The sequence below is a fragment of the Micromonospora sp. NPDC004551 genome (genome assembly GCF_040609975.1).
In the GTDB taxonomy this organism is placed as follows: Bacteria; Actinomycetota; Actinomycetes; order Mycobacteriales; family Micromonosporaceae; genus Micromonospora.
In genome coordinates this window covers 21,189-42,023 of sequence record NZ_JBEXLM010000025.1, presented here as the reverse complement: position 1 = coordinate 42,023, position 20,835 = coordinate 21,189, and the positions used below count along the sequence as shown (strand labels likewise).

Genomic DNA, 20,835 nt, shown 5'->3' with positions numbered 1-20,835 from the left:
CCCTGCCGGGGAGGCGCGGGCGTCAGCTCTTTCCGAGCCGCTCCAGGGCGCCCCGGGCCACGTCCGGCCGGGTGGTGTACCAGAACGGGGGCAGCGAGCGGCGCAGGAACGGGCCGTAGCCCCGGGCGGTCTCCAGCCGGGAGTCGAGCACCGCCACCACGCCCCGGTCGCCGGTGGCCCGGATCAGCCGGCCGACCCCCTGGGCCAGCCGGACCGCCGCGATCGGCACGCTCACCGCCGCGAAACCGGAGCCGCCGCCGGCGTCTACGGCCGCCGCCCGGGCCGCCGCGAGCGGCTCGTCGGGCCGGGGGAAGGGCAGCCGGTCGATCACCACGAGCTGGCAGGAGTCGCCCGGCACGTCCACGCCCTGCCAGAGCGACATCACCCCGAACAGGCAGCTCTCCCGCTCCTCGCGGAACCGGCGGACCAGCAGCGGCAGCGACTCCTCGCCCTGGAGCAGCACCGGCAGGTCGGTGCGCGCGCGGACCAGCTCCGCCGCCTGCTGCGCGGCCCGCCGGGAGGAGAAGAGCCCGAGGGTACGCCCGCCGAGCGCGCCGACCAGCGCCAGCAGCTCCTCGCCGGCCGCCTCGGGCAGCCCGGAGACGCTGGGCCGGGGCAGGTGCGCGGCGACGTACAGGATGCCCTGCCGGGCGTAGTCGAAGGGCGAGCCGACGTCGAGCGACGTCCAGCCGGGCCCCTCGGTGGCCGGGACGGTGCCGATGGCCGCCCGGCTGCCGTCGGTGCTCGCCACCGGCGTCGTGCCGGCGCGGCCGGCGGCGGCCGCGGTGGCCAGGGCGGCGGCGGCCGGGGACGGCGGGGCGGGCGGCGGAGCCTCCAGGCCCAGCGCCCGGGCCACCGTGTCGAATCGGCCGCCCAGCGCCAGGGTGGCCGAGGTGGCGACCACGGTGCGCTCGTCGTAGAGGTGGGTGGCGAGGGTGCCGGCGACCGACAGCGGCGCCACGACCAGCGCCCTGCGGCTGCCGTTCTCCGGCTTCTCCACCCAGGCCACGTCGTGGTCGGCCTCCTCCAGCAGCCGCTGCGCCGTGGTGGACAGCTCGTCCAGCACGGCCTTGGCCTGCTGCTTGCGCACCGGGTCCGGGTCGTCGGCCTTGATGTCGCCGATCGCCTCCAGCGCGGCCCGGGTGGCCGCGTCGAGCAGGGTGCACGCCTCGCGCAGCGCGGGCGGCAGGCCGTTGGTGAGCCGCCCGGCGGGCGCCTCGGCCAGCCCCACGGCGAGCGCGTCCCCGGCCTCGGTGAGCCGTTCGGCCACCTCGGGGCGCAGCAGCGGCCGGGCCCGGCGGGCGGACCGGTCGATGAGCTGGGGCTCCAGCTCGGCCTGCGCCGCCGAGGAGACCCGGTCGGCCAGCTCGTGGGCCTCGTCGACGACGAGAAGCTTGTGCGGCGGGACGATGTGCCGGCCGGCGAGCATGTCGACGGCGAGCAGGCTGTGGTTGGTCACCACGATGTCGGCCTCGCGGGCGCGGGCCCGGGACGCCTCCGCGAAGCACTCCTGGCCGAACGGGCAGCGGGTGGCGCCCACGCACTCCCGGGCCGGCATCGAGGCGCTCCGCCACACCTGGTCGTCGACGCCCGGGTCCAGCTCGTCCCGGTCGCCGGTGGCGGTCTCCTCGGCCCAGTCGCGCAGCCGCTGCATCTGCTTGCCCAGCCGGCCCGCCTCGCCGAGCCACTTCCCGCCGCCGCCCGGACGCGGCGCGTCGAAGAGGGTGTCCTCCGGCTCCTCCTCGACCGAGTTGTCCAGCCGGGCCAGGCAGAGGTAGTGGTGCCGGCCCTTGAGCACGGCGAAGGTGGGGCGGCGGCCGAGGACCGGCTCGACCGCGTCGGCGAGCCGGGGCAGGTCGTGGTCGACCAGTTGGGACTGCAGCGCCAGGGTGGCGGTGGAGACCACCACCGGACCGTCCACGGTCAGCGCCGGCGCCAGGTAGGCCAGCGACTTGCCGGTGCCCGTGCCGGCCTGCACCAGCAGGTGCTCGCCGGAGGCGATGCTGCGCTCGATCGCCTCCGCCATCTGCTGCTGGCCGGGCCGCGCCGCGCCGCCCGGGACCGCGCCGACCGCCGCGGCCAGGAGCTCGCCGCCGCCGGGCCGGCCGCCCCGGCGCTTCTTGGGGACGGGGCCGGTGGCGGTGCGGGACGCGGTCACCGTGCGACCGTACCCGCCGCCGCCGACAGGGGACGGGCCGCTCCGCCGCGTGGCGTGGCGGGTGCGTAGCGTCCGGTTACCTGCCGATCGCGTCGCGTGGCCGGAATCGGTTAGGGTGCCAGTCATGCCGAGCGACGTGGTCCGCGTGATCTACCGCAAGTACGACGGCAGCGCCCACCGCGACTACCCGGCCCGCCGGCTGGCCGAGGACGACCTCGGTGTCTGGCTCGGCGTGCCGGCCGGCACCGAGTCGGTCTACCACGGCCGCCCCTCCGTCGAGCAGATCCCGTTCGTCCTGCTGGTGCCGCGGCACGCCTGGTGGACCGGCATGTTCAACCCGCCCCCGCGCACCAGCGAGGTCTACTGCGACATCGCCACCCCGGCCCGCTGGGAGGGCGACGAGACGGTCCACCTGGTCGACCTCGACCTGGACGTGGTGCGCCGGCGGGAGACCGGCCTGGTCGAGCTGCGCGACGAGGACGAGTTCGCCGAGCACCGGGCCCGCTGGGGTTACCCCGACGAGGTGGTGGCCGAGGCCGAGGCGGCGGCCCGCTGGCTGCTCGGGGCGCTCGACGACGGCACCGAGCCGTTCGCCACCTCCTACCGGAAGTGGCTGGCCCTGGTGGTCTGAGCCGCCTCAGAGGCGCGGCGGCCAGCTCTCGGCCTCGACACCGCTCAGGTGGGTCACCTTCTCCGGGTTGAGCTGGTTGAAGACGCCGGTGATCCGCCCCTCGTGCACGGCGAACGAGGTGACCATCCGCAGGGGCCGCCCGTCCCGGAACACCGTCTCCGCCTGCCAGCCCAGCGTGCCGTCGACGAGCACCGGCCGGGCGTGCAGGGGGCCGCCCCAGCGGGCGGCCTGGCCGAAGAGGCCGAGGATGAAGCGGCCCGCCAGCTCGGCGCCGACCACCGGCCGTCGCGCCGCCGGGAAGTGTCCGCCGCTGTCGCCGATCACCACCACGTCCGGGGCCAGCACCTCGGCCAGCCGGTCCAGGTCGCCGGACTCGACCGCGGCCAGGAAGGCGGCGAGCACCTTGTGCTGCTCGGCCAGGTCGGCTGTGTGCCGGGGGACGTCGGGCGCGGTGACCGCGCGACGGCCGCGCGAGGCGAGCTGCCGGGCCGCCGCGGGTGTGGTGCCGAGCACCTCGGCGACCGTGACGAACGGCACGGCGAAGACGTCGTGCAGCACGAACGCCACCCGCTGCTCGGGGCTGAGCCGCTCCAGCACCACCAGCAGGGCGGTGCCGAGCTGGTCGGCCCGGACCGCCCGCTCGGCCGGGTCGGGGGCGAACCCGTCCGCGGCCGGTGCCGGGGTCACCACCGGCTCCGGAAGCCACTGACCGGGGTACGCCTCGCGGCGCACCCGCGCGGAGCGGAGCACGTCCAGGCAGATCCGGGAACAGGTGGTGGTGAGCCAGCCGCGCAGGTCCCGGATCTTCTCGCGGGCGGCCGGGTCGCCGAGTGCGCCCGAGTAGCGCAGCCAGGTCTCCTGGACCGCGTCCTCGGCCTCGCTCCGGCTGCCCAGCATCCGCTGGGCCACCGCCAGCAGGTGCCCGCGTTCCGCCTCGAACTCCGCCACCCGCTCGTGCACGTCGCGCTCCTCCCACCGGTATTTCCCATTCTCCCCGTACCCCTGGATGCGCCGCCGCCCCCGGGTGTGACATCGCTCGGGAGGCGGGGGCGGGCGGGGTGGGTGAGGATCGAGGGATGAGCGGTGGCGACGAGGTGGTGCGGCCCGAGGGCGGGTCGATGCGGGAACTGCTCCGGGCCGGCCCGGGCGCGGTGGACCTGGCGGCGGTCGATCCCCGGTCGACGCCGGGGCTGCCCGCGGCGGCCGGGCACGGCAAGGGGCGCAAGGAGTGGGCGCGCGGGCAGGTCGAGCTGCTGGGCGCGGAGCTCGGCCGGCAGCAGGAGATGCTGTACGCGTCCGCGAAGGGCGCCGCCGGCCCGGAGGCCCCGACCAGCGCCCCGACCCAGGCCGGTGCCCACCTGGCCGGTGATCGCCCGCGCCGGGTGCTGCTGGTGCTCCAGGCCATGGACTGCGGCGGCAAGGACGGCACGGTCAAGCGGGTGGCCGGCGCCATGAATCCGCTCGGCCTGCACATCCGCTCGTTCGGGCCGCCCACCGAGGAGGAGCGGCGGCACGACTTCCTGTGGCGGATCCGGCGGGCCCTCCCGCCGCCCGGCTACGTGGGCGTCTTCAACCGCTCGCACTACGAGGACGTGCTGATCGCCCGGGTCGAGGGCCTGGTCGACGAGGCCACCTGGCGGGGCCGCTACGACCTGATCAACGACTTCGAGCGGGAGCTGGCCGACAACGCCGTCACCGTGGTGAAGGTCATGCTGCACATCTCCCACGCCGAGCAGGGCGAGCGGCTGATGGAGCGGCTCACCGACCCGACGAAGTACTGGAAGTACAACCCGAGCGATCTGGACACCCGGGCCCGCTGGGACGATTACCAGGCGGCGTACGCCGAGGCGATCGAGCGGTGCGGCCCGGACAACGCCCCCTGGTTCGTGGTGCCCGCGGACCGGAAGTGGTACCGCGACTGGGCGGTGGCACACCTGCTCCGGGAGACGTTCGACGGGTTGGATCTCGGGTATCCGCCTGCCGATTTCGACCTCGCCCGGGAACGGGACCGGCTGCGGAGTGAGGGCGGGACGGGGCAAGGTGAACAGCAGGTGAACGAGCGGTGAATCGGGCCTGACCAGGGGTGGGCCGGGCGTTGCCCGGTTCCACGGGGTACCTAGCATGCGCAGAGCAGACGCCCTCCGGGGCGACGGCCACCCTTCCACCGACACGACGAGGTCCGTGCTGTGAAGTTTTCCTTCCGTCCCACCGAGGGCGCCTTCTACGAGCTCTTCACCAGGGCCGCGCAGAACCTGGTGAAGGGGACCGAATTGCTGAACGAGCTGGCCCTGCCGGGCGTCGAGGTCCAGTCGGTGAGCGAGCGGCTCACCGAGGTCGAGCACGACAGCGACCAGATCACCCACGAGCTCTACAAGAAGATCAACTCTACCTTCATCACCCCGTTCGACCGGGAGGACATCTACCGTCTGGGCTCGCTGCTCGACGACGTGATGGACCACCTGGAGGCGGTCGGCAACCTGCTCTACCTCTACGGCCTCACCAAGCTGCCGTCGCTGCCGCGCGAGATGCACGAGCTGGTGAACGTCCTCGACCAGCAGGCCAAGCTGACCGCCGAGGCGATGCCCCGGCTGAAGTCGATGAAGGACCTCGAGGACTACTGGATCGAGTGCAACCGCCTCGAGAACGACGGTGACCAGGCGTACCGGATGCTGCTGGTCCGCCTCTTCAGCGGTGAGTACGACGCGCTCACGGTGCTGAAGATGAAGGAGGTGGCCGACGAGCTGGAGGCCGCCTGCGACGCCTTCGAGCACGTCGCCAACACCGTCGAGACCATCGCGGTCAAGGAGTCCTGATCCTGTGAGTCCCGAACTCATCGCCGTGCTGGCGGTGATCGCGGTCGCCATGGCGTTCGACTACACGAACGGCTTCCATGACGCGGCCAACGCGATCGCCACCAGCGTCTCGACGCGGGCATTGACGCCCCGGATCGCGCTGGCGCTCGCTGCCGTCGGCAATTTCGTCGGCGCGCACTTCGGCGCCGGAGTGGCGAAGACCGTCGGCGACGGCCTGGTCACCCTCCCGACCGGGATCGAAAGCCTGGGGGTGGTCTTCGCCGGGGTGCTCGGCGCGATCGCCTGGAACCTGATCACCTGGTACTTCGGGTTGCCCTCGTCCTCCTCGCACGCCCTCTTCGGCGGCCTGGTCGGTGCGACCCTGTTCGCCAACGACGGCGTCGTGCAGTGGGGCAACATCCTCGAGAAGGTCATCATCCCGATGGTCCTCTCGCCGGTGGTCGGCCTCGTGCTCGGCTTCCTGGTGATGCTGGCCATCCTGTGGCTGTTCCGGAAGGGGCAGCCCGGGAAGCTCAACCGGGGCTTCCGCTGGGCGCAGACCGCCTCGGCCGCCGCCATGTCGGTCGGCCACGGCATGCAGGACGCCGCCAAGACCATGGGCATCATCGTGCTGGCCCTCTACACGGGCGGTTTCCAGGAGAGCAAGACGCACATCCCGGGCTGGGTTTTCTGGACCTCGGCGGCCATGCTGGCGGCCGGCACCTACGCGGGCGGCTGGCGGATCATCCGGACCCTGGGCCGGAAGATCATCGACCTGGGCCCGCCGGAGGGCTTCGCCGCCGAGACCGTGGCCAGCGCCGTGCTCTACTTCAACGCCCTGGTGCTGAAGGCCCCGATCTCCACCACCCACACGATCACCTCGGCGATCATGGGTGTCGGCGCGACCAAGCGGCTCTCCGCGGTCCGCTGGAACGTGGCCGGCAACATCGTGATCGCCTGGATCATCACGTTCCCGGCGGCCGCGGCGATCGCCTGCCTGGCGTACCTGCTGGTCCGTCCGCTCTTCTGAGCGTCTGACGTCGAGGGGTCCCCCGCCGCGGCGGGGGACCCCTCACGCGTAGGTGACGCCGATCCGGGCCTTGATGTCGTCCAGCAGGCCCATCAGCTCCAGGGTGGTGTCGTGCGGCACCAGTGGGCTCTCGATCAGTCCCGCCGCCAGGCAGCGCTGCACCTCGATCGCCTCGTACTGGTAGCCGCCGCCGGTCAGGTCCGCCAGGATGGTCTCGGGCTCCGCGCCGGCCCGGTGCAGCACTGCCGCGCCCGGCCGGTAGAACGGCTCCGGCAGGTCGATCCGGCCGGTCGTGCCGGTGATCGCCGCGGTGATCGCGGTCGCGCCGACCATCCCGCAGCTCAGCGTCGCCACCGCCCCCGAGTCCCAGCCGAGGACGATACCGGTGTTCTCGTCCACCGCCTCCGGGCTCAGCTTCGCCCAGGCGTGCACCTGCTGCGGTGCGCCGAGCACCAGGTGGGCCAGGCTCAGCGGGTAGACGCCGAGGTCGAGCAGCGCGCCGCCACCGAGCGTCCGGGCCCGCATCCGGTGCTCCGGCGGGAAGGGGCCGGCCGCCCCGAAGTCCGCCCGGACGTGGGTGACCTCGCCGATCGCGCCGTCCCGGATCAGCTCCAGCACCCGCAGGATCAGCGGGTTGGTCCGCATCCACATGGCCTCCATGAGGAAGACTCCGCGGGCGCGGGCCGTCTCGACCAGCTCGGTGGTGGTGGCCAGGTCGAGCGTGCAGGGCTTCTCCACCAGCACGGCCTTGTCCCCGGCCAGGCAGGTGAGGGTCGCCTCGTGGTGCGCGGCGTGCGGGGTGGCGACGTAGATGACGTCCACGTCCGGGTCCGTGGCCAGTTCCGCCCAGGAGGCGTACGCCCGGGGGATGTCGTGCCGCCGCGCGAACAGGTCGGCGCTCTCGCGGGTACGCGAACCGACCGCCACCAGCTCGGCTCCCGGCACCAGCCGCAGGTCCTCGGCGAAGCGAGCGGCGATGTTTCCGGTGGCCAGGATTCCCCAACGCGTCATGCCGGCACGCTATCCCGGACCTTCGGGCCGCCGACGGGAAGATCCACCCGTCGGGAAGGCTCAGTGCTCCGCGTGGGTGGCGGCCGCTCTGGCGGCCCGCTCGATCGTCGCGTGCCGCGCCGCCCAGGTCGCCCTGTCGGATTGCAGGTGCGCGTACTCGGCTTCGGTCCCGGTGGAGCCGTCGAGCTGCTCGCGCAGGATGTCGGCGTGTCCGGCGTGCCGGCTGGTCTCGGCGACGAGGTGGACCAGGATGTTGAACAGCTTCACGTTCGGGCGCGGCCACCAGGGCACATGGCCGAGCGAGTCGATGGCGAGGGCGTCGATCGTCGCGTCCGAGTGCTTCCACACCCGCCGGTAGCGCTCGATGATCTCCTCGCGCGTCTCGTGCTCGGTCGCCCACATGTCGGTGTCGTCCTGGGCGGCGTCGTCCCACCGGGGCAGGGGCTCCGGGAACGGCCGGTCGAAGACCTCACCGAAGTACCTGGCCTCGTTGAGCGACAGGTGCTTGACCAGGCCGAGAAGATTGGTTCCCGTCGCGGTCAGGGGGCGGCGGACGTCGTACTCGGGCAACCCGTCGAGCTTCCACAGCATCGCCTCGCGGAGGTTCCGCAGCTCGTGGTGCAGGTACTCCTTCGCGAACTCATCGATCATGGGCCCGACCCTGCCATGCGCCGTCGGCGTACGCAGCCCCCCGTAGCGGCCGCTAGGACGCCCTCCCGCCGCGGACGCATGATCCACCGGTCGGGAACTAGGCTCGGGCCATGACGATCGACGGCTTCGCGGCGCCGGCCGCCCTGGTGGAGCACGCCCGCCGGTTCCGCGCCGAGGGCGGTGTGCCGGCCGTGCCCCGGGTCGCCGCCACCGTGCTGCTGCTCCGCCCGGCCGGCGCCGACTTCGAGGTGTACCTGATCCGCCGGGTGGCCGCGATGACCTTCGGTGGGATGTACGCCTTCCCCGGCGGCGGCGTGGACCGCTCCGACTCGCAGGTGCACCTGGACTGGACCGGTCCGGCGCCGGACGGGTGGGGCGAGCGGCTCCGCCTCGACCCGGCCGCGGCGCAGGCGGTGGTCTGCGCCGCCGCCCGCGAGGTCTTCGAGGAGGCGGGCGTGCTGCTGGCCGGCCCGGACGCCGGGACCGTGGTGGGCGACGTGAGCGGGGACGACTGGGAGACGGCCCGCCAGGACCTGGAGGCCCGGCGGACCGGCTTCGCCGACCTGCTGGCCGGACAGGGGCTCACCCTCCGGTCCGACCTGCTGCTGCCGTGGAGCCGGTGGATCACCCCCGAGTTCGAGCCGCGCCGCTTCGACACGTACTTCTTCGTCGCCCTGCTGCCCGAGGGGCAGCGGACCCGTGACGTCTCCGGCGAGGCCGACCACACGCTGTGGCTGCGCCCGACGGACGCGCTGGCCCGGGCGGAGGCCGGCGAGCTGACCATGCTCCCGCCCACGATGGTCACCCTCGCGGAGGTGGCCGCCGCCGGCGACCTGGCGGGCGTGGCCCGCGCGGCGGCCGGACGCGACCCCGGCACCCCGGTCACCCCGCACCTCGACCTCTCCGACGCCGAGGCGCCCCGCTTCCGCCTGTCCTGACCTCAGCCGGTGGCGCGGAGGTAGCGGGCCGCGAGGGTGCGCAGCAGGTCCGCCAGCTCGGGCGGGTCCTCGACGGTGAAGTCGAGGTCGAGCAGGCCGAGCCAGACCGCGATGGTCTCCAGCCGGTCGGCGCCGGTGTGCAGGAGGCAGGCCGTGTCGCCGGCCGGCTCGACCGTGCCGACGGCCGGGTTGATCCGGTCGGCCACCACCTCGGCGGGGGCGTGCACGCGGATCGTGGCCCGGTGCCGCCAGGCGGCCGCGGAGACCCCGTGCCGGACCCGGTCCACCACGTCACCGGGCAGGTCCCGGGCCGCGAACCGGGGGCCCGTCGGGCTACGCGGGCTGATCCGGTCGACCCGGAAGGTGCGCCAGTCGTCCCGGGCCGGATCGAAGGCCACCAGATACCAGCGCCGGCCCCAGTTGACCAGGCGGTACGGCTCGACGTCCCGCCGGTCCGCGGTCCCGTCGTGCCGGACGTAGTCGAAGCGCAGGCGCTCGCGGTCCCGGCAGGCGGCGCTGATCACGCTGAGCGTCCCGGCGTCCACGGTCGGGCCGGGCTGGTCGTGCGGGACCCGGACGGTGTGGGTGTGCAGGGCGGTGACCCGGCGGCGCAGCCGGTGGGGGAGCACCTGCTCCAACTTGGCCAGCGCCCGCAGCGAGGTCTCCTCGATCCCGGCCACGCTGCCGCCCGCGGCCGTGCGCAGCCCGACCGCCACCGCCACCGCCTCCTCGTCGTCGAGGAGCAGCGGGGGCAGGGCCGCGCCGGCGCCCAGCCGGTAGCCGCCGACCGCGCCCCGGGTGCCGTGCACCGGGTAGCCGAGCGCGCGCAGCCGCTCCACGTCGTTGCGCACGGTACGGGTGCTCACCGCCAGGCGCTCGGCCAGTTCGGCGCCGGTCCAGTCGCGCGGGGTCTGCAACAGCGACAGCAGGCGCAGCAGCCGCGCCGAGGTCTCCAACATCTTCCGGATTCTGCCAGCGCTTTAGGAACGGAGTGTTCCTAATGAATCCCTAGGCTCAGTGGCATGGCAGACAACACCGCGATCGTCCCGTTCCGCATCGACGTCCCGCAGGCCGACCTGGACGACCTCGCCGACCGGCTGGCCCGGACCCGCTGGGCCGAGGAACTGCCCGCCGACCCCGACCCGGCCGCCCCCGCCGGCCCGGTCCCGCCCGGCTGGGAGTACGGCGTCCCACTGAGCTGGGTGCGGCGGCTGGCCGAGCGCTGGCGCACCACCTACGACTGGCGGGAGTGGGAGGCGCGGCTCAACGCGTACCCGCAGTTCACCACCGAGATCGACGGGCAGCTTGTGCACTTCCTGCACGTCCGGTCGCCCGAGCCGGACGCGACCCCGCTGATCCTCACCCACGGCTGGCCCGGCACCGTCGCGGAGTGGCTGGACGTGATCGGTCCGCTGACCGACCCGCGGGCGCACGGCGGCGACCCGGCCGACGCGTTCCACCTGGTCATCCCGTCCGTGCCGGGGTTCGGCTTCTCCGGGCCGACCCGCGAGCGCGGCTGGGACCGGCACCGGGTGGCCCGGGCCTGGGCCGAGCTGATGCGCCGCCTCGGCTACGAGCGGTACGGCGCGGCCGGCAACGACCTCGGCTCGTTCGTCTCCCCCGAGGTGGGCCGGGCCGACCCGGAGCACGTGCTCGGGGTGCACGTCACGCAGATCTTCTCCCTGCCGTCCGGTGACCCCGCCGAGGTGGCCGCGCTCACCGAGGAGGAGCGGGGCAAGGTGGCCTTCGCCGACTGGTTCGTGCAGCGGCGGGGCGCCTACGACAAGCTGCACTCGACCGAGCCGCAGAACGTCGCACACGCGCTGGCCGACTCGCCGGTGGGCCTGCTGGGCTGGCTGGGGCAGCTCATGGGGGATCAGATCGACGCCGACCACGTGCTCACCAACACGACCGTCTACTGGCTGACCAACACGGCCGCTTCGGCGGCCCGCTACTACTACGAGGACGCCGAGTCGGTGCACCCGACGCAGAAGGTCAACGGCCGGGGCACGGTGGTGCCGGAGCCGACCACCGTGCCGCTCGGCCTGGCCAACTTCGCCTGGGACTTCCAGTCGATCCGCACGCTCGCCGAGCGCGACCACAAGAACATCGTGTCCTGGCACACGTACGACCGGGGCGGCCATTTCGCCGCCCACCAGGTGCCCGACCTGCTGGTCGCGGACCTGCGGGAGTTCTTCGCCGGACTGCGCTGAGCGGACACCCACCACGGACACGCGGAGGGCCCCGGTCGGGATCGACCGGGGCCCTCGCGGACCGGGCTGTCAGCGGCTCAGCCGAAGCGGCCGGTGATGTAGTCCTCGGTCTTCTTCTGGCTCGGGTTGCTGAAGATCTTCTGCGTGTTGTCGTACTCGATGAGCCGGCCCGGGTCGCCGGTCTTCTCGATGGAGAAGAAGGCGGTCCGGTCGGACACCCGGGCGGCCTGCTGCATGTTGTGCGTGACGATGATGATGGTGAACTTGTCCTTGAGCTGGAACATCAGGTCCTCGATGGCCAGCGTGGAGATCGGGTCCAGTGCCGAGCAGGGCTCGTCCATCAGCACCACCTGCGGCTCGACCGCGATCGTGCGGGCGATGCAGAGCCGCTGCTGCTGACCGCCGGAGAGGCCGGCGCCCGGCTTGCCGAGCCGGTCCTTCACCTCGTCCCACAGGTTCGCCGAGCGGAGGGCCTTCTCGGCCGCCTCCTCCAGGATCGACTTGCGCCGCACGCCGTTGAGTCGCAGGCCGGCCACCACGTTCTCGAAGATGCTCATGGTGGGGAACGGGTTCGGCCGCTGGAAGACCATGCCGATCATCCGCCGGACCGCGGTGACGTCAACGTCCCGGTCGTAGATGTCCTGGTTGTCGATCGTCAGGCTGCCCTCGACCCGGGCGCCCGGGAGCACCTCGTGCATCCGGTTGACCGACCGCAGGAAGGTGGACTTGCCGCAGCCGGACGGGCCGATCAGGGCGGTGACCGTCTTGGGCTCGACGGTCAGGTTGATGTTCTCGATCGCCTTGAACCCGCCGTAGTAGGCGGTGACGTTGGTGGCTTCGATGCGCTTCGCCATGGTGGCGGTACCTCCGGGGTTCATCGGCCGAGCCGGTTGCGGCGGGCCAGCAACTTCGCCGCGACGGTCAGGATGAGGACGAGGGCGACCAGGGTCAGCGCCGCGGTCCACGCCCGTGCCGGCGAGTACTTCGAGGCCTCGCCGGCCTGCTGGTAGACGAAGAGAGCCAGCGACGACTGGTTGTTCTCGAACGGGTTGAAGTTGATCGCGGCGCCGCCACCGGCCACGAGCAGCACCGGCGCGGTCTCGCCGGCCGCCCGCGCGATGGCGAGCATGATGCCGGTGACGATGCCGGGCAGCGCGGTCGGCAGCACGACCCGCAGGATGGTCTTCCACTTCGGCACGCCGAGGGCGTAGGCGCCCTCGCGCAGCGGGGCCGGCACGAGGCGGAGCATCTCCTCGGTGGAGCGGACCACGGTGGGGAGCATGAGCACGCTCAGGGCCAGCGCGGCGGCGAAGCCGGAGAAGCCCGGCCGGCCGTCGTTGAACCACGGCGAGACGACCAGCACCCAGAAGGCCAGCACGAACAGGCCGGTGACGATCGACGGGATGCCGGTCATCACGTCCACGAAGAAGCGGATGGTGAAGGCGAACCGGCCCCGGCCGTACTCGACCACGTAGATCGCGCACAGCACGCCGAGCGGGACGGTGATCAGCGTGGCGATGCCGACCTGCTCCAGGGTGCCGATGATGGCGTGGTACGCGCCACCGTTGGCGTCCCGGGCTCCGATGTTGTTCATCGAGGTGCCGAAGAAGTTGCCGTCCAGCCGCTCGGTGCCCTTGCTGATCAGGGTCCAGACCACCGAGGCCAGCGGCAGCACCGCCAGCACGAAGGCGGAGTGGATGAGCGCGCTCCAGGTCCGGTTGCGGGCGGCCCGGCGGCCCTCGACCGCGTTCGCCGCCGCGAAGAGACCGGCCAGGTAGAGCAGCGCGGCGACGACCACGACCAGGACCGGGCCGCCGATGCCGGCGCCGTAGACGATGCCGGCCGAGACCAGCAGGGCCACGACGGCGATAGCGGGCGCGGCGTACACCGGAAGTCGCCGGGCCCGCAGCGTGAGCGGCTGGGCCGGCGGCTGCGGGCGGTGGGAGGTGACGGTGGTGGTCATGCGGCCGACTCCGTGAACTCGCGGCGGCGGTAGATGATCGCCCGCGCGGTGATGTTGACGATCAGCGTGATCGCGAAGAGCACCAGGCCGGAGGCGATCAGCGCGCCCCGGCCGGTGTCGTTCGCCTCGGCGAACCGGTTCGCGATGTTCGCGGCGATCGAGTTGCCACCGCTCTGCAGGATGTTGAACGAGATGGCGTACGTGGAGCCGAGGGTCAGCGCCAGGGCGATGGTCTCGCCGAGCGCCCGGCCGAGGCCCAGCATCACGGCGGCGATCACGCCCGGCCGGCCGTAGGGCAGGACGGCGGTGCGGACCATCTCCCAGCGGGTGGCGCCCAGCGCGAGGGCGGCCTCCTCGTTGGCGGTCGGGGTCTGCCGGAACACCTCGCGGGAGAGCGAGGTGACGATCGGCAGCACCATGATCGCCAGCACCACCGAGCCGAGCAGGATCGAGCTGCCGTACGGGCCCTCACCGAAGATCGGGATCCAGCCGAAGTACGTGTTCAGCCAGGCGGACAGGTCGGCGACCGGCTGGGCGAAGTAGTCGCGGCCCCAGAGGCCGAAGACCACGCTGGGCACGGCGGCCAGCAGGTCGATGAGGAAGCCGAGGGCGTTGCCCAGGCGGCGCGGGGCGTAGTGCGAGAGGTAGAGCGCGATGCCCAGCGCGACGGGCACGGCCATGAGCAGCGCCAGCAGCGAGCTCAGGACGGTGCCGAAGGCGAGCGCGCCGATGCCGAACTTCGGCGGGTCGTCGTTCGGGAACCAGCCCTCGAAGGTCCAGAACGATTCGCTGTTGTCCCGCAGCGCCGGCACGGCCTTGGCGATCAGGAAGATCGCGATGGCGGCGATGACCACCAGGACGGTGGTGCCGGCGGCCAGGGTCAGGCCACGGAACGCGCGTTCCGCGCCGAAGGCTCGGGCCCGGGGCAGCCCACCGCCGCCACCCAGGCCGTTGTCGGGGATGCCAGGGATGCCGGCGGGCTCGGCCACACGCGCCGAGGCACCGGCGGGCCGCTCGTGGCTCGTGGCCACGCGGGTCCCGCCGGTGCCGGCGTGCGCCGAGCGGTGAGGGGTGTCACCCATCTGCTCGCTCGCTTCGGTAGAGGAGGTGTCTGGTCAGTGCGTCAGGAGAGGCTCTTGACCGCGGTCTCGACCTTGGTGCGGACGGTCTCGGGCAGCGGGGCGTAGCCCAGCTCGACCAGCTCCTGCTGGCCCTCGGCGCTGGCGGCGTGGCTCAGCAGGCCCTTGACCAGCGGCAGCTTGTCGGCGGCGAGGCCCTTGCTGCAGACGATCTCGTAGGTCGCCAGGACGATCGGGTACGCCCCGGCCTCCTTGGTGTTGTAGTCGATCGACATCTTGAGGTCGTTGCCCTGGCCCTCGAACTTGGCCCCGGCGATGGTCTTGCCGGCCGACTCGCCGGTCAGCTCGACGAACTCACCGTTGCCGTTCTTGATCTTGGCCATCTTCAGGCCGGAGTTCTCGGCGTACGACCACTCGACGTAGCTGATGGTGCCCTCGGTGCCCTTGACCTTGCTGGCCACACCGTCGGACTTGGCCGCGCCGACGCCGCCCGGGGCCTTCCACGCCTTCGAGTTCTCGAAGGTCCAGTCGGACTCGGCGGTCTTCGACAGGTACTTGGTGAAGTTGTCGGTGGTGCCCGACTCGTCGGAGCGGTGCACCGCCTGGATCGCGGCGGACGGCAGCTTGGCGTCCGGGTTGTCGGCCTTGATCGCCGGGTCGTCCCACTTGGTCACCTTGCCGGCGAAGATCTTCGCCAGGGTGGCCGGGCTGAACTGGAGGTTGTCCGCGCCGCTGACGTTGTAGACGACCGCCACCGGGCCGATCACCATCGGCAGGTTGAGGGCCTGACCGCCGGCGCACTTGGCGTCGGCCTTCGGCTGCTCGTCCTCCTTGAGGGCGGAGTCGGAGCCGGCGAAGTCGGCGGTGCCCGCGATGAACGCCTGGATGCCGGCGCCGGAACCGCTCGGCTCGTAGTTGATCGTGGTGCCGGAGCACTTCTGCTGGTACGCCTTGATCCACTCAGCCATGGCGTTCTTCTGCGCGGAGGAGCCCTGCGCGTTCAGCGTGCCGGTGGCGCAGTCCGCCGCGGCGGAGCCGGAGGCGGAGGTGCCGGTCGGCTCGTTGTTGTCCGAGCCACAGGCGCTGAGACCAAGCACCGCGGTAAGAGCGAGGCAGGCAATGGCGCCGTGCCGCTGGAGCTTCACCTGAGGGGTTTCCCTTCACGTCTTTGTCAGGTCGCCCGGTCTCCCGGGGTGCCGGCGCTGACCGGCTGAAAGGAAAGGTAGAAGTGCCAGGTAGACGGTTCGCCGGTCGGAAGTGAACGGGAGATGAACAGGCGCGGCCGGCACGGTGGCCATAGGCTGAGGGCGCGTTGTCCATTTCGTGAACTCGCGAGCCACTATCGCTAATAGTGCGATTTATCCGGACGCCCGTTATCCGGCTGAGTCCACCGCGTGACGCGGCCGTGACCGCTGTCCCGGGCGAGAAGCTGGTGTCGAGCGTCAGCCGAGGTGGTAGTTGACGTGGGCCGACCAGCGGGCGAACCCGAGCCGCTCGTAGAGGGCCACCGCGGCGCTGTTGGAGTCGTCCACGTAGAGCATCACCCGGTCCAGCCCCCGCCGGTCGCGCAGGTAGGAGAGGCCGGCCGTGGTGAGCGCCCGGCCGAGGCCACCGCGGTGCGCGGACGGGTCCACACCGAGCACGTAGACCTCGCCGATCCGGGCCGAGCCCGGGCGCTCGTGCACCTTGGTCCAGTGGAAGCCGAGCAGCCGGCCGGTGGCCGAGTCCTCCGCGAGCAGGAACCCGGCCGGGTCGAACCATGGTTCGGCGAGCCGCACCCGCAGGTCGGCGGGGGTCCACCGGCCCTGCTCGGGGTGCTGGGCGAAGGCGGCGTTGTTGACCGCCAGCCAGGCGTCGTCGTCCTCGCCGGGACGGAACGCGCGCAGCCGCACCCCCTCGGGCAGGGCGGGCTCGGGCAGCGCGGTGGTCAGCGGGCGGCGCAGCTGCCAGAGCACCCGGGCGCGGGTGAAGCCCAGGTCGACCGCGAGCGCGGCGGCCGACGGGTGGTCGCCGTGCGCCCAGGCCCGCAGCGGTCCGGAGGCGGCGGCCAGTACGCCCCGCGCGAGGGCCCGGCCGGTGCCGCGCCGCCGGTACGCCGGATGCACCACCAGCTCCACCCCGATCCCGTTCGCCGGGTCGGTGGTGTCGAGGTGGGCGTAGCCGGTCAGGGTGTCGTCGGGGGCCCGGGCCGTGAGGTGCACGGCGGGCGCCTCCGGGTCGCGCAGCCGCAGCAGCACGTGCTCGTCGAGCGGGTCCGCGCCGTCGGTGTCGCCGGCGGTGCGGGCCAGCGCCAGCACCTCGGCGACCTCGACCGGCGCCAGCCGGTCGGCGCGGGCGACACGGTCGGCGGTCGGCGTGGTGCTGCTCATTCCGCCACCGTAGCGGCCGGCGGGCCGCCGATCATGCCGGACGCGGGCACGGTGCGGTGGCGGTGGTCACGTGGTGCCGGTGGGCAGCGCCTCGAGCTGGAAGCGGTGCATCAGTTGGGGGAGGAGGTCCTGCAACGCCTCGACCGTGCCGGAGCGGTCGCCGCCGGCGTCGTGCATGAGCACGATCGAACCCGGCCGGGTCTGGGCCAGCACCACCTGGGTGATCTTGGCGGCCCCGGGCACCTGCCAGTCGGTCGGGTCGACCGCCCAGTGCAGCGGAGTCATGCCCAGCTCCTCGCAGACCGACACCACCGGGGACGTCCAGGCCCCGCCCGGCTGCCGGAAGTACGCGATCCGCGCGTCCGGCGCCGCAGCCCGGATCGCGTCGTTGGTGCGGGTGAGGTCGTCCCGGATCGCGTCCGCCGAGCGCTTGCCCAGGGCGAGGTCGTGGTTCCAGGAGTGGTTGCAGATCGTGTGCCCGTCGGCCACGATCGACCGGACCAGGTCGGGGTGGGCCTCCGCGTTCTCGCCGACCACGCAGAAGGTGGCCTTCACGCCGTATTCCTTGAGCAGGGCGAGCACCTGCGGGGTCCACTGTGGGTCAGGGCCGTCGTCGAAGGTCAGCGCGATCCGGGCCGAGCCGGTGCTGACCTCCGCGCCGTACGGGCCCTCGCTGTCGTCGGCCTGCCGTCCGCTGTCGGGGCCGCTCGGGCTCGGGTCGGGACTCGGCCCGCCGTAACCGCCGCCCGGCGGACCGGGGAAGTCGGTGCTGGGCGGCTGGTCGCCGTAGTGCGGTGCGCGGACGCTGGCGGCCACGCCGTTGCCCCTGGGGTGATCGGGCATCAGGCTCCGCCCGAGCGCGTACGCCGAGCCGAGCAGCGCGGCCACCACCAACGTCACCATCCCGGCCGCGCGGAGTGTCGAGGCCCGCATCAGCCGGCCCGACCGTTCGTCGCCCCCGTGTTCAACGCCCGCACCGTCGCCCCCTTCGCCCGGCAGATCCGGCAGTCAGAGTAGGTCTGACTGAGTGGGCAAAAAGGGCAAACCAGGGTAAGGATCCCCGATGGGGGACGGTGATGAAGAGCCGCAGATCAGACGGGTAGCGGGGCGGGCTCCGACTCCGGGAGGGAGCGCGACGGCGGCACCACGAACTTGTAGCCCACCTGGCGCACGGTGCCGATCATCGACTCGTACTCCGAGCCGAGCTTGGCGCGCAGCCGCCGGACGTGCACGTCGACCGTGCGGGTGCCACCGAAGTAGTCGTAGCCCCACACCTCGCGGAGCAACTGGTCGCGGGTGAACACCCGGCCCGGGTGCTGGGCGAGGAACTTCAGCAGCTCGAACTCCTTGTAGGTGAGGTCGAGCGGACGGCCCTTCAGCTTGGCCGCGTAGGTGTCCGGATCGATGGTCAGCTCGCCGGCCCGGATCGAGCCGCCGGCGGCCGCCGTCGCGTTGCTCAGCCGCCCGATCGCCAGCCGCAGCCGGGCCTCCACCTCCGCGGGGCCCGCACCGGCCAGGATCACGTCGTCCACACCCCAGTCGGCGTTGAGCGCGATCAGCCCGGCCTCGGTGACGACCGCGACCAGCGGGACGCCCAGCCCGGTGGCGTGCAGCATCCGGCAGGTCGCACGGGCCTCGCTCAACTCGGCGCGGGCGTCCACCAGGACGGCGTCCGGGGTCGGGCCGGAGACCAGCGTGCGCACGTCGCGCGGCGCGGTGCGGACCGAGTGCGGCAGCAGGTCGAGTGCCGGCAGCACCGCCGATGGCTCACCTGCGCGCGCGGTCACCAGCAGCAGGAGCTCCACACGATCACCTCCGTCCCGGCGGCTCTGCGGCCGCGCGCGACCAGCGACACTCCGGAGGGTGGCGCTGAGAACTTGCGTGGGTCCCGGCGTCGCTGACGGGCGGGTAGCGGCTTGAGCCTAACCGATCGCCCGGCCGTCACCTCCGTACCCTTTCCTGTTTGTCTGTTCTGCCCCTGATCGCGGCTCAGGTTTTAACGTTGCCGAAACCGTGACACCGCCCGCCCGGCCCGGTCTGGCACGATCGGGGCGTGTATCCCTCGACCTCGCCCGACACCGGCCGTGACCCGTGGTCCGACGGCGCGCCCGCCGGCCCCGCCCGTGGCTACCCGCCGGCTCCGCGCACCGGTCCGGCCGACGACGACGGCGGCGGCGGGCGGGAGCGGAAGGGTCCCCGCCGGCTCCGCAAGGGCGGGCCGGGCCGGCGCCCGGACGACGAGGCCGAGGAGGCGCCCGAGGAGGAGGTGCCGCCGGTCCCGGTGCGTCGCCCGCTCGCGCTGACCGTCGCGGGCTTCGCCGCGCTGCTCGGCGTCGGCCTGGTGCTCGGCGCGCAGACCGCCGGCCCGGGGCACCGGCTGCCCTTCGCGTTCATCATCTTCGGCGTCCAACTGCTGTTCGTGCTGGCCTGGACCATGGCCATGCGCCCGCCCGCGCTGCTGGTCGTGGCGCTGGTCAGCGCCGCCGCGGCCGGGATCGCCGACGCCGCCGCGGTGCAGTCGGAGATCGCCGGCCTCGCACCCCTCGGCTACGCGGCGGCCGCCGGCTTCGTGCTCGGCGTGCTCGGCCAGCTCGTCCGCCGGGTCGACCGGGTCCGGGTGACCGACTCGCTGGGCAGCACCCTGCTGATCGTCGTCGGGGTGGTCGCGTTCGCCACGCTGATCGTGCTCAGCCGGATCCCGAAGGGCACCCAGGCGATCACCGTCTGCCTCACCGCCACCGGGGTGGCCCTCCTGGTGGCCCGCCTGACCGACGCGGTGGCCCCCCGGCCACGGCTCGCCCCGCAGGTGCCCCGGGGCGCCGCCGGCGTGGTCGCCGGTGCCATGCTCGGCACCCTGACCAGCGCCGTGCTCGGCAGCTACCTGGTCGGCTTCACCCCGACCAGCGCCGCGCTGGTCGGCCTGGTCACGGCCGGCACCGCCGTGCTGGCCGACCTCGCCGTGGGGTACGCCGAGGCGGGCCGGCTGATGGCCGGGGAGCCCCCGACCATGTGGGTCGCCCGGCACATGCAGGGCCCGCTGGGCGGCTTCGCGCTCGCGGCGCCGGCCGCGTACGCCATGTGCGTGCTCTTCCTCTGAGCGCGCGGTTGGGGAATCGGCGCTCCGGGTAAGTACGGTTGCGCGATCGGCGGCTGAGGGCAGGAGGCGGCGTGGCAGAGGCGTACCCGGCGAACGAGGGCCGGCCCCGGCGGCGGGGGCGGAAGGTGCTGGTTGGTTTCGTCGTCCTGCTGCTGGTCCTGGCCGGGCTCCTGGTCGTCGCCGACCGGGTGGCCGCCGGTGTCGCCGAGCGCGCCATCGCCGACCAGGTGAAGAAGGAGGTCGCCAAGCAGGACGCGCAGTCCGCGGCGCCCCAGGTCGAGGTGGGCGGCTTCCCGTTCCTCACGCAGGTGCTCGCCGGCAGGTACGAGCGCATCTCGATCGTGCTGACCGACGTGCGGGGCAACGTGCAGGGCGACGCGGTCGAGGTGCCGCGGCTGGACGTGGACGCGCGCGACGTCAAGGCGTCGCTGGACACCCTCCGCTCCGGCCAGGGTGACGTGGTGGCCGAGAGCGTCGACGGCCGGGGCACGGTGACCTACGACAGCCTGGCGAAGCTGCTCGACCGCCCCGGGCTCACCCTCGGCGAGCGCAACGGCAAGCTCGCGGTGACCGCGCCGGTCGACATCCTCGGCGCCAAGCTCACCGTGAACGGCATCGCCGACGTGACGGTCGCCAACGGCAAGGTGGCGCTGCGCTTCAACGACCTGACCGCCGAGGGCCTGCCCAACCTGCCGCTCGCGAAGACGCTGCTGGCCAACTACGCCAAGGGCATCTCGATCGACGTGCCCCTGCCGGAGCTGCCCTTCCAGCTCAACGTCCGCAAGGTGGAGCCCCGGCCGGAGGGCCTCGTGGTCACCGCCGACGCGCGGAACGTGCCGATCAACTCCGCCGGCTGAGCTCCCGTCCGCCGCCCCGGCGGTGTCCCGGATGCTGGTCGGCCCG

The 20,835-nt window shown here is 73.1% G+C and carries 20 protein-coding genes; 8 read left to right on the top strand and 12 right to left on the bottom strand.

All coding sequences use genetic code 11. The features are described 5' to 3' along the window. Window positions 1-22 precede the first annotated feature (22 nt). Window positions 23-2,158 carry an ATP-dependent DNA helicase gene (locus ABZW14_RS25390; protein WP_355351001.1) on the bottom strand — a complete coding sequence of 712 codons (2,136 nt, stop codon included), beginning with the start codon at window positions 2,156-2,158 and terminating at the stop codon, window positions 23-25. Window positions 2,159-2,282: 124 nt separating this feature from the next. On the opposite strand from ABZW14_RS25390, the gene ABZW14_RS25385 reads away from it, so the two are divergent. Next, window positions 2,283-2,789 carry a DUF402 domain-containing protein gene (locus ABZW14_RS25385; protein ID WP_355350999.1) on the top strand — a complete coding sequence of 169 codons (507 nt, stop codon included), beginning with the start codon at window positions 2,283-2,285 and terminating at the stop codon, window positions 2,787-2,789. A 6-nt stretch (window positions 2,790-2,795) separates the two neighbouring features. Here ABZW14_RS25385 and sigJ read toward each other — a convergent pair whose 3' ends face one another. After that, window positions 2,796-3,749, bottom strand: a complete 954-nt coding sequence (gene sigJ, locus ABZW14_RS25380) for an RNA polymerase sigma factor SigJ (RefSeq protein ID WP_355350997.1) — start codon at window positions 3,747-3,749, stop codon at window positions 2,796-2,798. A 116-nt stretch (window positions 3,750-3,865) separates the two neighbouring features. On the opposite strand from sigJ, the gene ABZW14_RS25375 reads away from it, so the two are divergent. From ABZW14_RS25375 to ABZW14_RS25365, 3 genes are all read left to right on the top strand, one after another. Then, window positions 3,866-4,855, top strand: a complete 990-nt coding sequence (locus ABZW14_RS25375) for a PPK2 family polyphosphate kinase (protein WP_355350995.1) — start codon at window positions 3,866-3,868, stop codon at window positions 4,853-4,855. 120 nt (window positions 4,856-4,975) lie between these two features. Beyond that, on the top strand, window positions 4,976-5,602 hold the full coding sequence (locus tag ABZW14_RS25370) for a DUF47 family protein (protein ID WP_091267422.1): 627 nt from the start codon (window positions 4,976-4,978) through the stop codon (window positions 5,600-5,602). Between the two features lie 4 nt (window positions 5,603-5,606). Continuing rightward, on the top strand, window positions 5,607-6,611 hold the full coding sequence (locus ABZW14_RS25365; RefSeq protein WP_355350993.1) for an inorganic phosphate transporter: 1,005 nt from the start codon (window positions 5,607-5,609) through the stop codon (window positions 6,609-6,611). Between the two features lie 42 nt (window positions 6,612-6,653). Here ABZW14_RS25365 and ABZW14_RS25360 read toward each other — a convergent pair whose 3' ends face one another. Both ABZW14_RS25360 and ABZW14_RS25355 read right to left on the bottom strand, forming a co-directional pair. Beyond that, window positions 6,654-7,622, bottom strand: coding sequence for a Gfo/Idh/MocA family oxidoreductase (locus ABZW14_RS25360; protein ID WP_355350991.1), 969 nt, complete (start codon window positions 7,620-7,622; stop codon window positions 6,654-6,656). Window positions 7,623-7,682: 60 nt separating this feature from the next. Next, window positions 7,683-8,273 (bottom strand): DinB family protein, encoded by a 591-nt coding sequence (locus ABZW14_RS25355; protein WP_355350989.1) that lies wholly within the window; start codon window positions 8,271-8,273, stop codon window positions 7,683-7,685. Between the two features lie 110 nt (window positions 8,274-8,383). Here ABZW14_RS25355 and ABZW14_RS25350 point away from each other — a divergent pair, with 110 nt between their 5' ends. Further along, complete coding sequence (locus ABZW14_RS25350; protein ID WP_355350987.1) at window positions 8,384-9,211, top strand: NUDIX hydrolase; 828 nt, start codon at window positions 8,384-8,386, stop codon at window positions 9,209-9,211. A gap of 2 nt (window positions 9,212-9,213) precedes the next feature. Here ABZW14_RS25350 and ABZW14_RS25345 read toward each other — a convergent pair whose 3' ends face one another. After that, entirely contained in the window at window positions 9,214-10,170 is a 957-nt protein-coding gene (locus tag ABZW14_RS25345) for a YafY family protein (protein ID WP_355350985.1), read from the bottom strand. Window positions 10,171-10,233: 63 nt separating this feature from the next. Between ABZW14_RS25345 and ABZW14_RS25340 the strand changes: the two genes are divergently transcribed. Beyond that, complete coding sequence (locus ABZW14_RS25340; RefSeq protein WP_355350983.1) at window positions 10,234-11,424, top strand: epoxide hydrolase family protein; 1,191 nt, start codon at window positions 10,234-10,236, stop codon at window positions 11,422-11,424. 77 nt (window positions 11,425-11,501) lie between these two features. Here the strand turns inward: ABZW14_RS25340 and pstB are convergent, their stop codons facing one another. From pstB to ABZW14_RS25305, 7 genes are all read right to left on the bottom strand, one after another. Then, a complete protein-coding gene (gene pstB / locus ABZW14_RS25335) occupies window positions 11,502-12,278 on the bottom strand; it encodes a phosphate ABC transporter ATP-binding protein PstB (protein WP_355350981.1) in 777 nt (258 codons plus the stop codon). Between the two features lie 20 nt (window positions 12,279-12,298). After that, window positions 12,299-13,387 (bottom strand): phosphate ABC transporter permease PstA, encoded by a 1,089-nt coding sequence (pstA, locus tag ABZW14_RS25330; RefSeq protein WP_355350979.1) that lies wholly within the window; start codon window positions 13,385-13,387, stop codon window positions 12,299-12,301. Beyond that, on the bottom strand, window positions 13,384-14,469 hold the full coding sequence (pstC, locus tag ABZW14_RS25325) for a phosphate ABC transporter permease subunit PstC (RefSeq protein WP_355350977.1): 1,086 nt from the start codon (window positions 14,467-14,469) through the stop codon (window positions 13,384-13,386). Before pstC ends, pstA begins: the two co-directional genes overlap by 4 nt. A gap of 41 nt (window positions 14,470-14,510) precedes the next feature. Further along, on the bottom strand, window positions 14,511-15,611 hold the full coding sequence (gene pstS, locus ABZW14_RS25320; protein WP_355350975.1) for a phosphate ABC transporter substrate-binding protein PstS: 1,101 nt from the start codon (window positions 15,609-15,611) through the stop codon (window positions 14,511-14,513). Between the two features lie 297 nt (window positions 15,612-15,908). Next, window positions 15,909-16,835: a mycothiol synthase gene (gene mshD, locus ABZW14_RS25315; protein ID WP_355350973.1), complete on the bottom strand. Its 927-nt coding sequence runs from the start codon at window positions 16,833-16,835 to the stop codon at window positions 15,909-15,911. A gap of 66 nt (window positions 16,836-16,901) precedes the next feature. Next, complete coding sequence (locus ABZW14_RS25310) at window positions 16,902-17,768, bottom strand: polysaccharide deacetylase family protein (RefSeq protein WP_355350971.1); 867 nt, start codon at window positions 17,766-17,768, stop codon at window positions 16,902-16,904. A gap of 158 nt (window positions 17,769-17,926) precedes the next feature. After that, window positions 17,927-18,640, bottom strand: coding sequence for a response regulator transcription factor (locus tag ABZW14_RS25305; RefSeq protein ID WP_355350969.1), 714 nt, complete (start codon window positions 18,638-18,640; stop codon window positions 17,927-17,929). Between the two features lie 248 nt (window positions 18,641-18,888). Here ABZW14_RS25305 and ABZW14_RS25300 point away from each other — a divergent pair, with 248 nt between their 5' ends. Then, entirely contained in the window at window positions 18,889-19,932 is a 1,044-nt protein-coding gene (locus ABZW14_RS25300; RefSeq protein WP_355350967.1) for a hypothetical protein, read from the top strand. 71 nt (window positions 19,933-20,003) lie between these two features. Then, the gene (locus tag ABZW14_RS25295; RefSeq protein ID WP_355350965.1) at window positions 20,004-20,789 is read left to right on the top strand and encodes a DUF2993 domain-containing protein; all 786 of its coding nucleotides are present in this window, start codon (window positions 20,004-20,006) and stop codon (window positions 20,787-20,789) included. The last annotated feature ends 46 nt before the right edge of the window (window positions 20,790-20,835 follow it).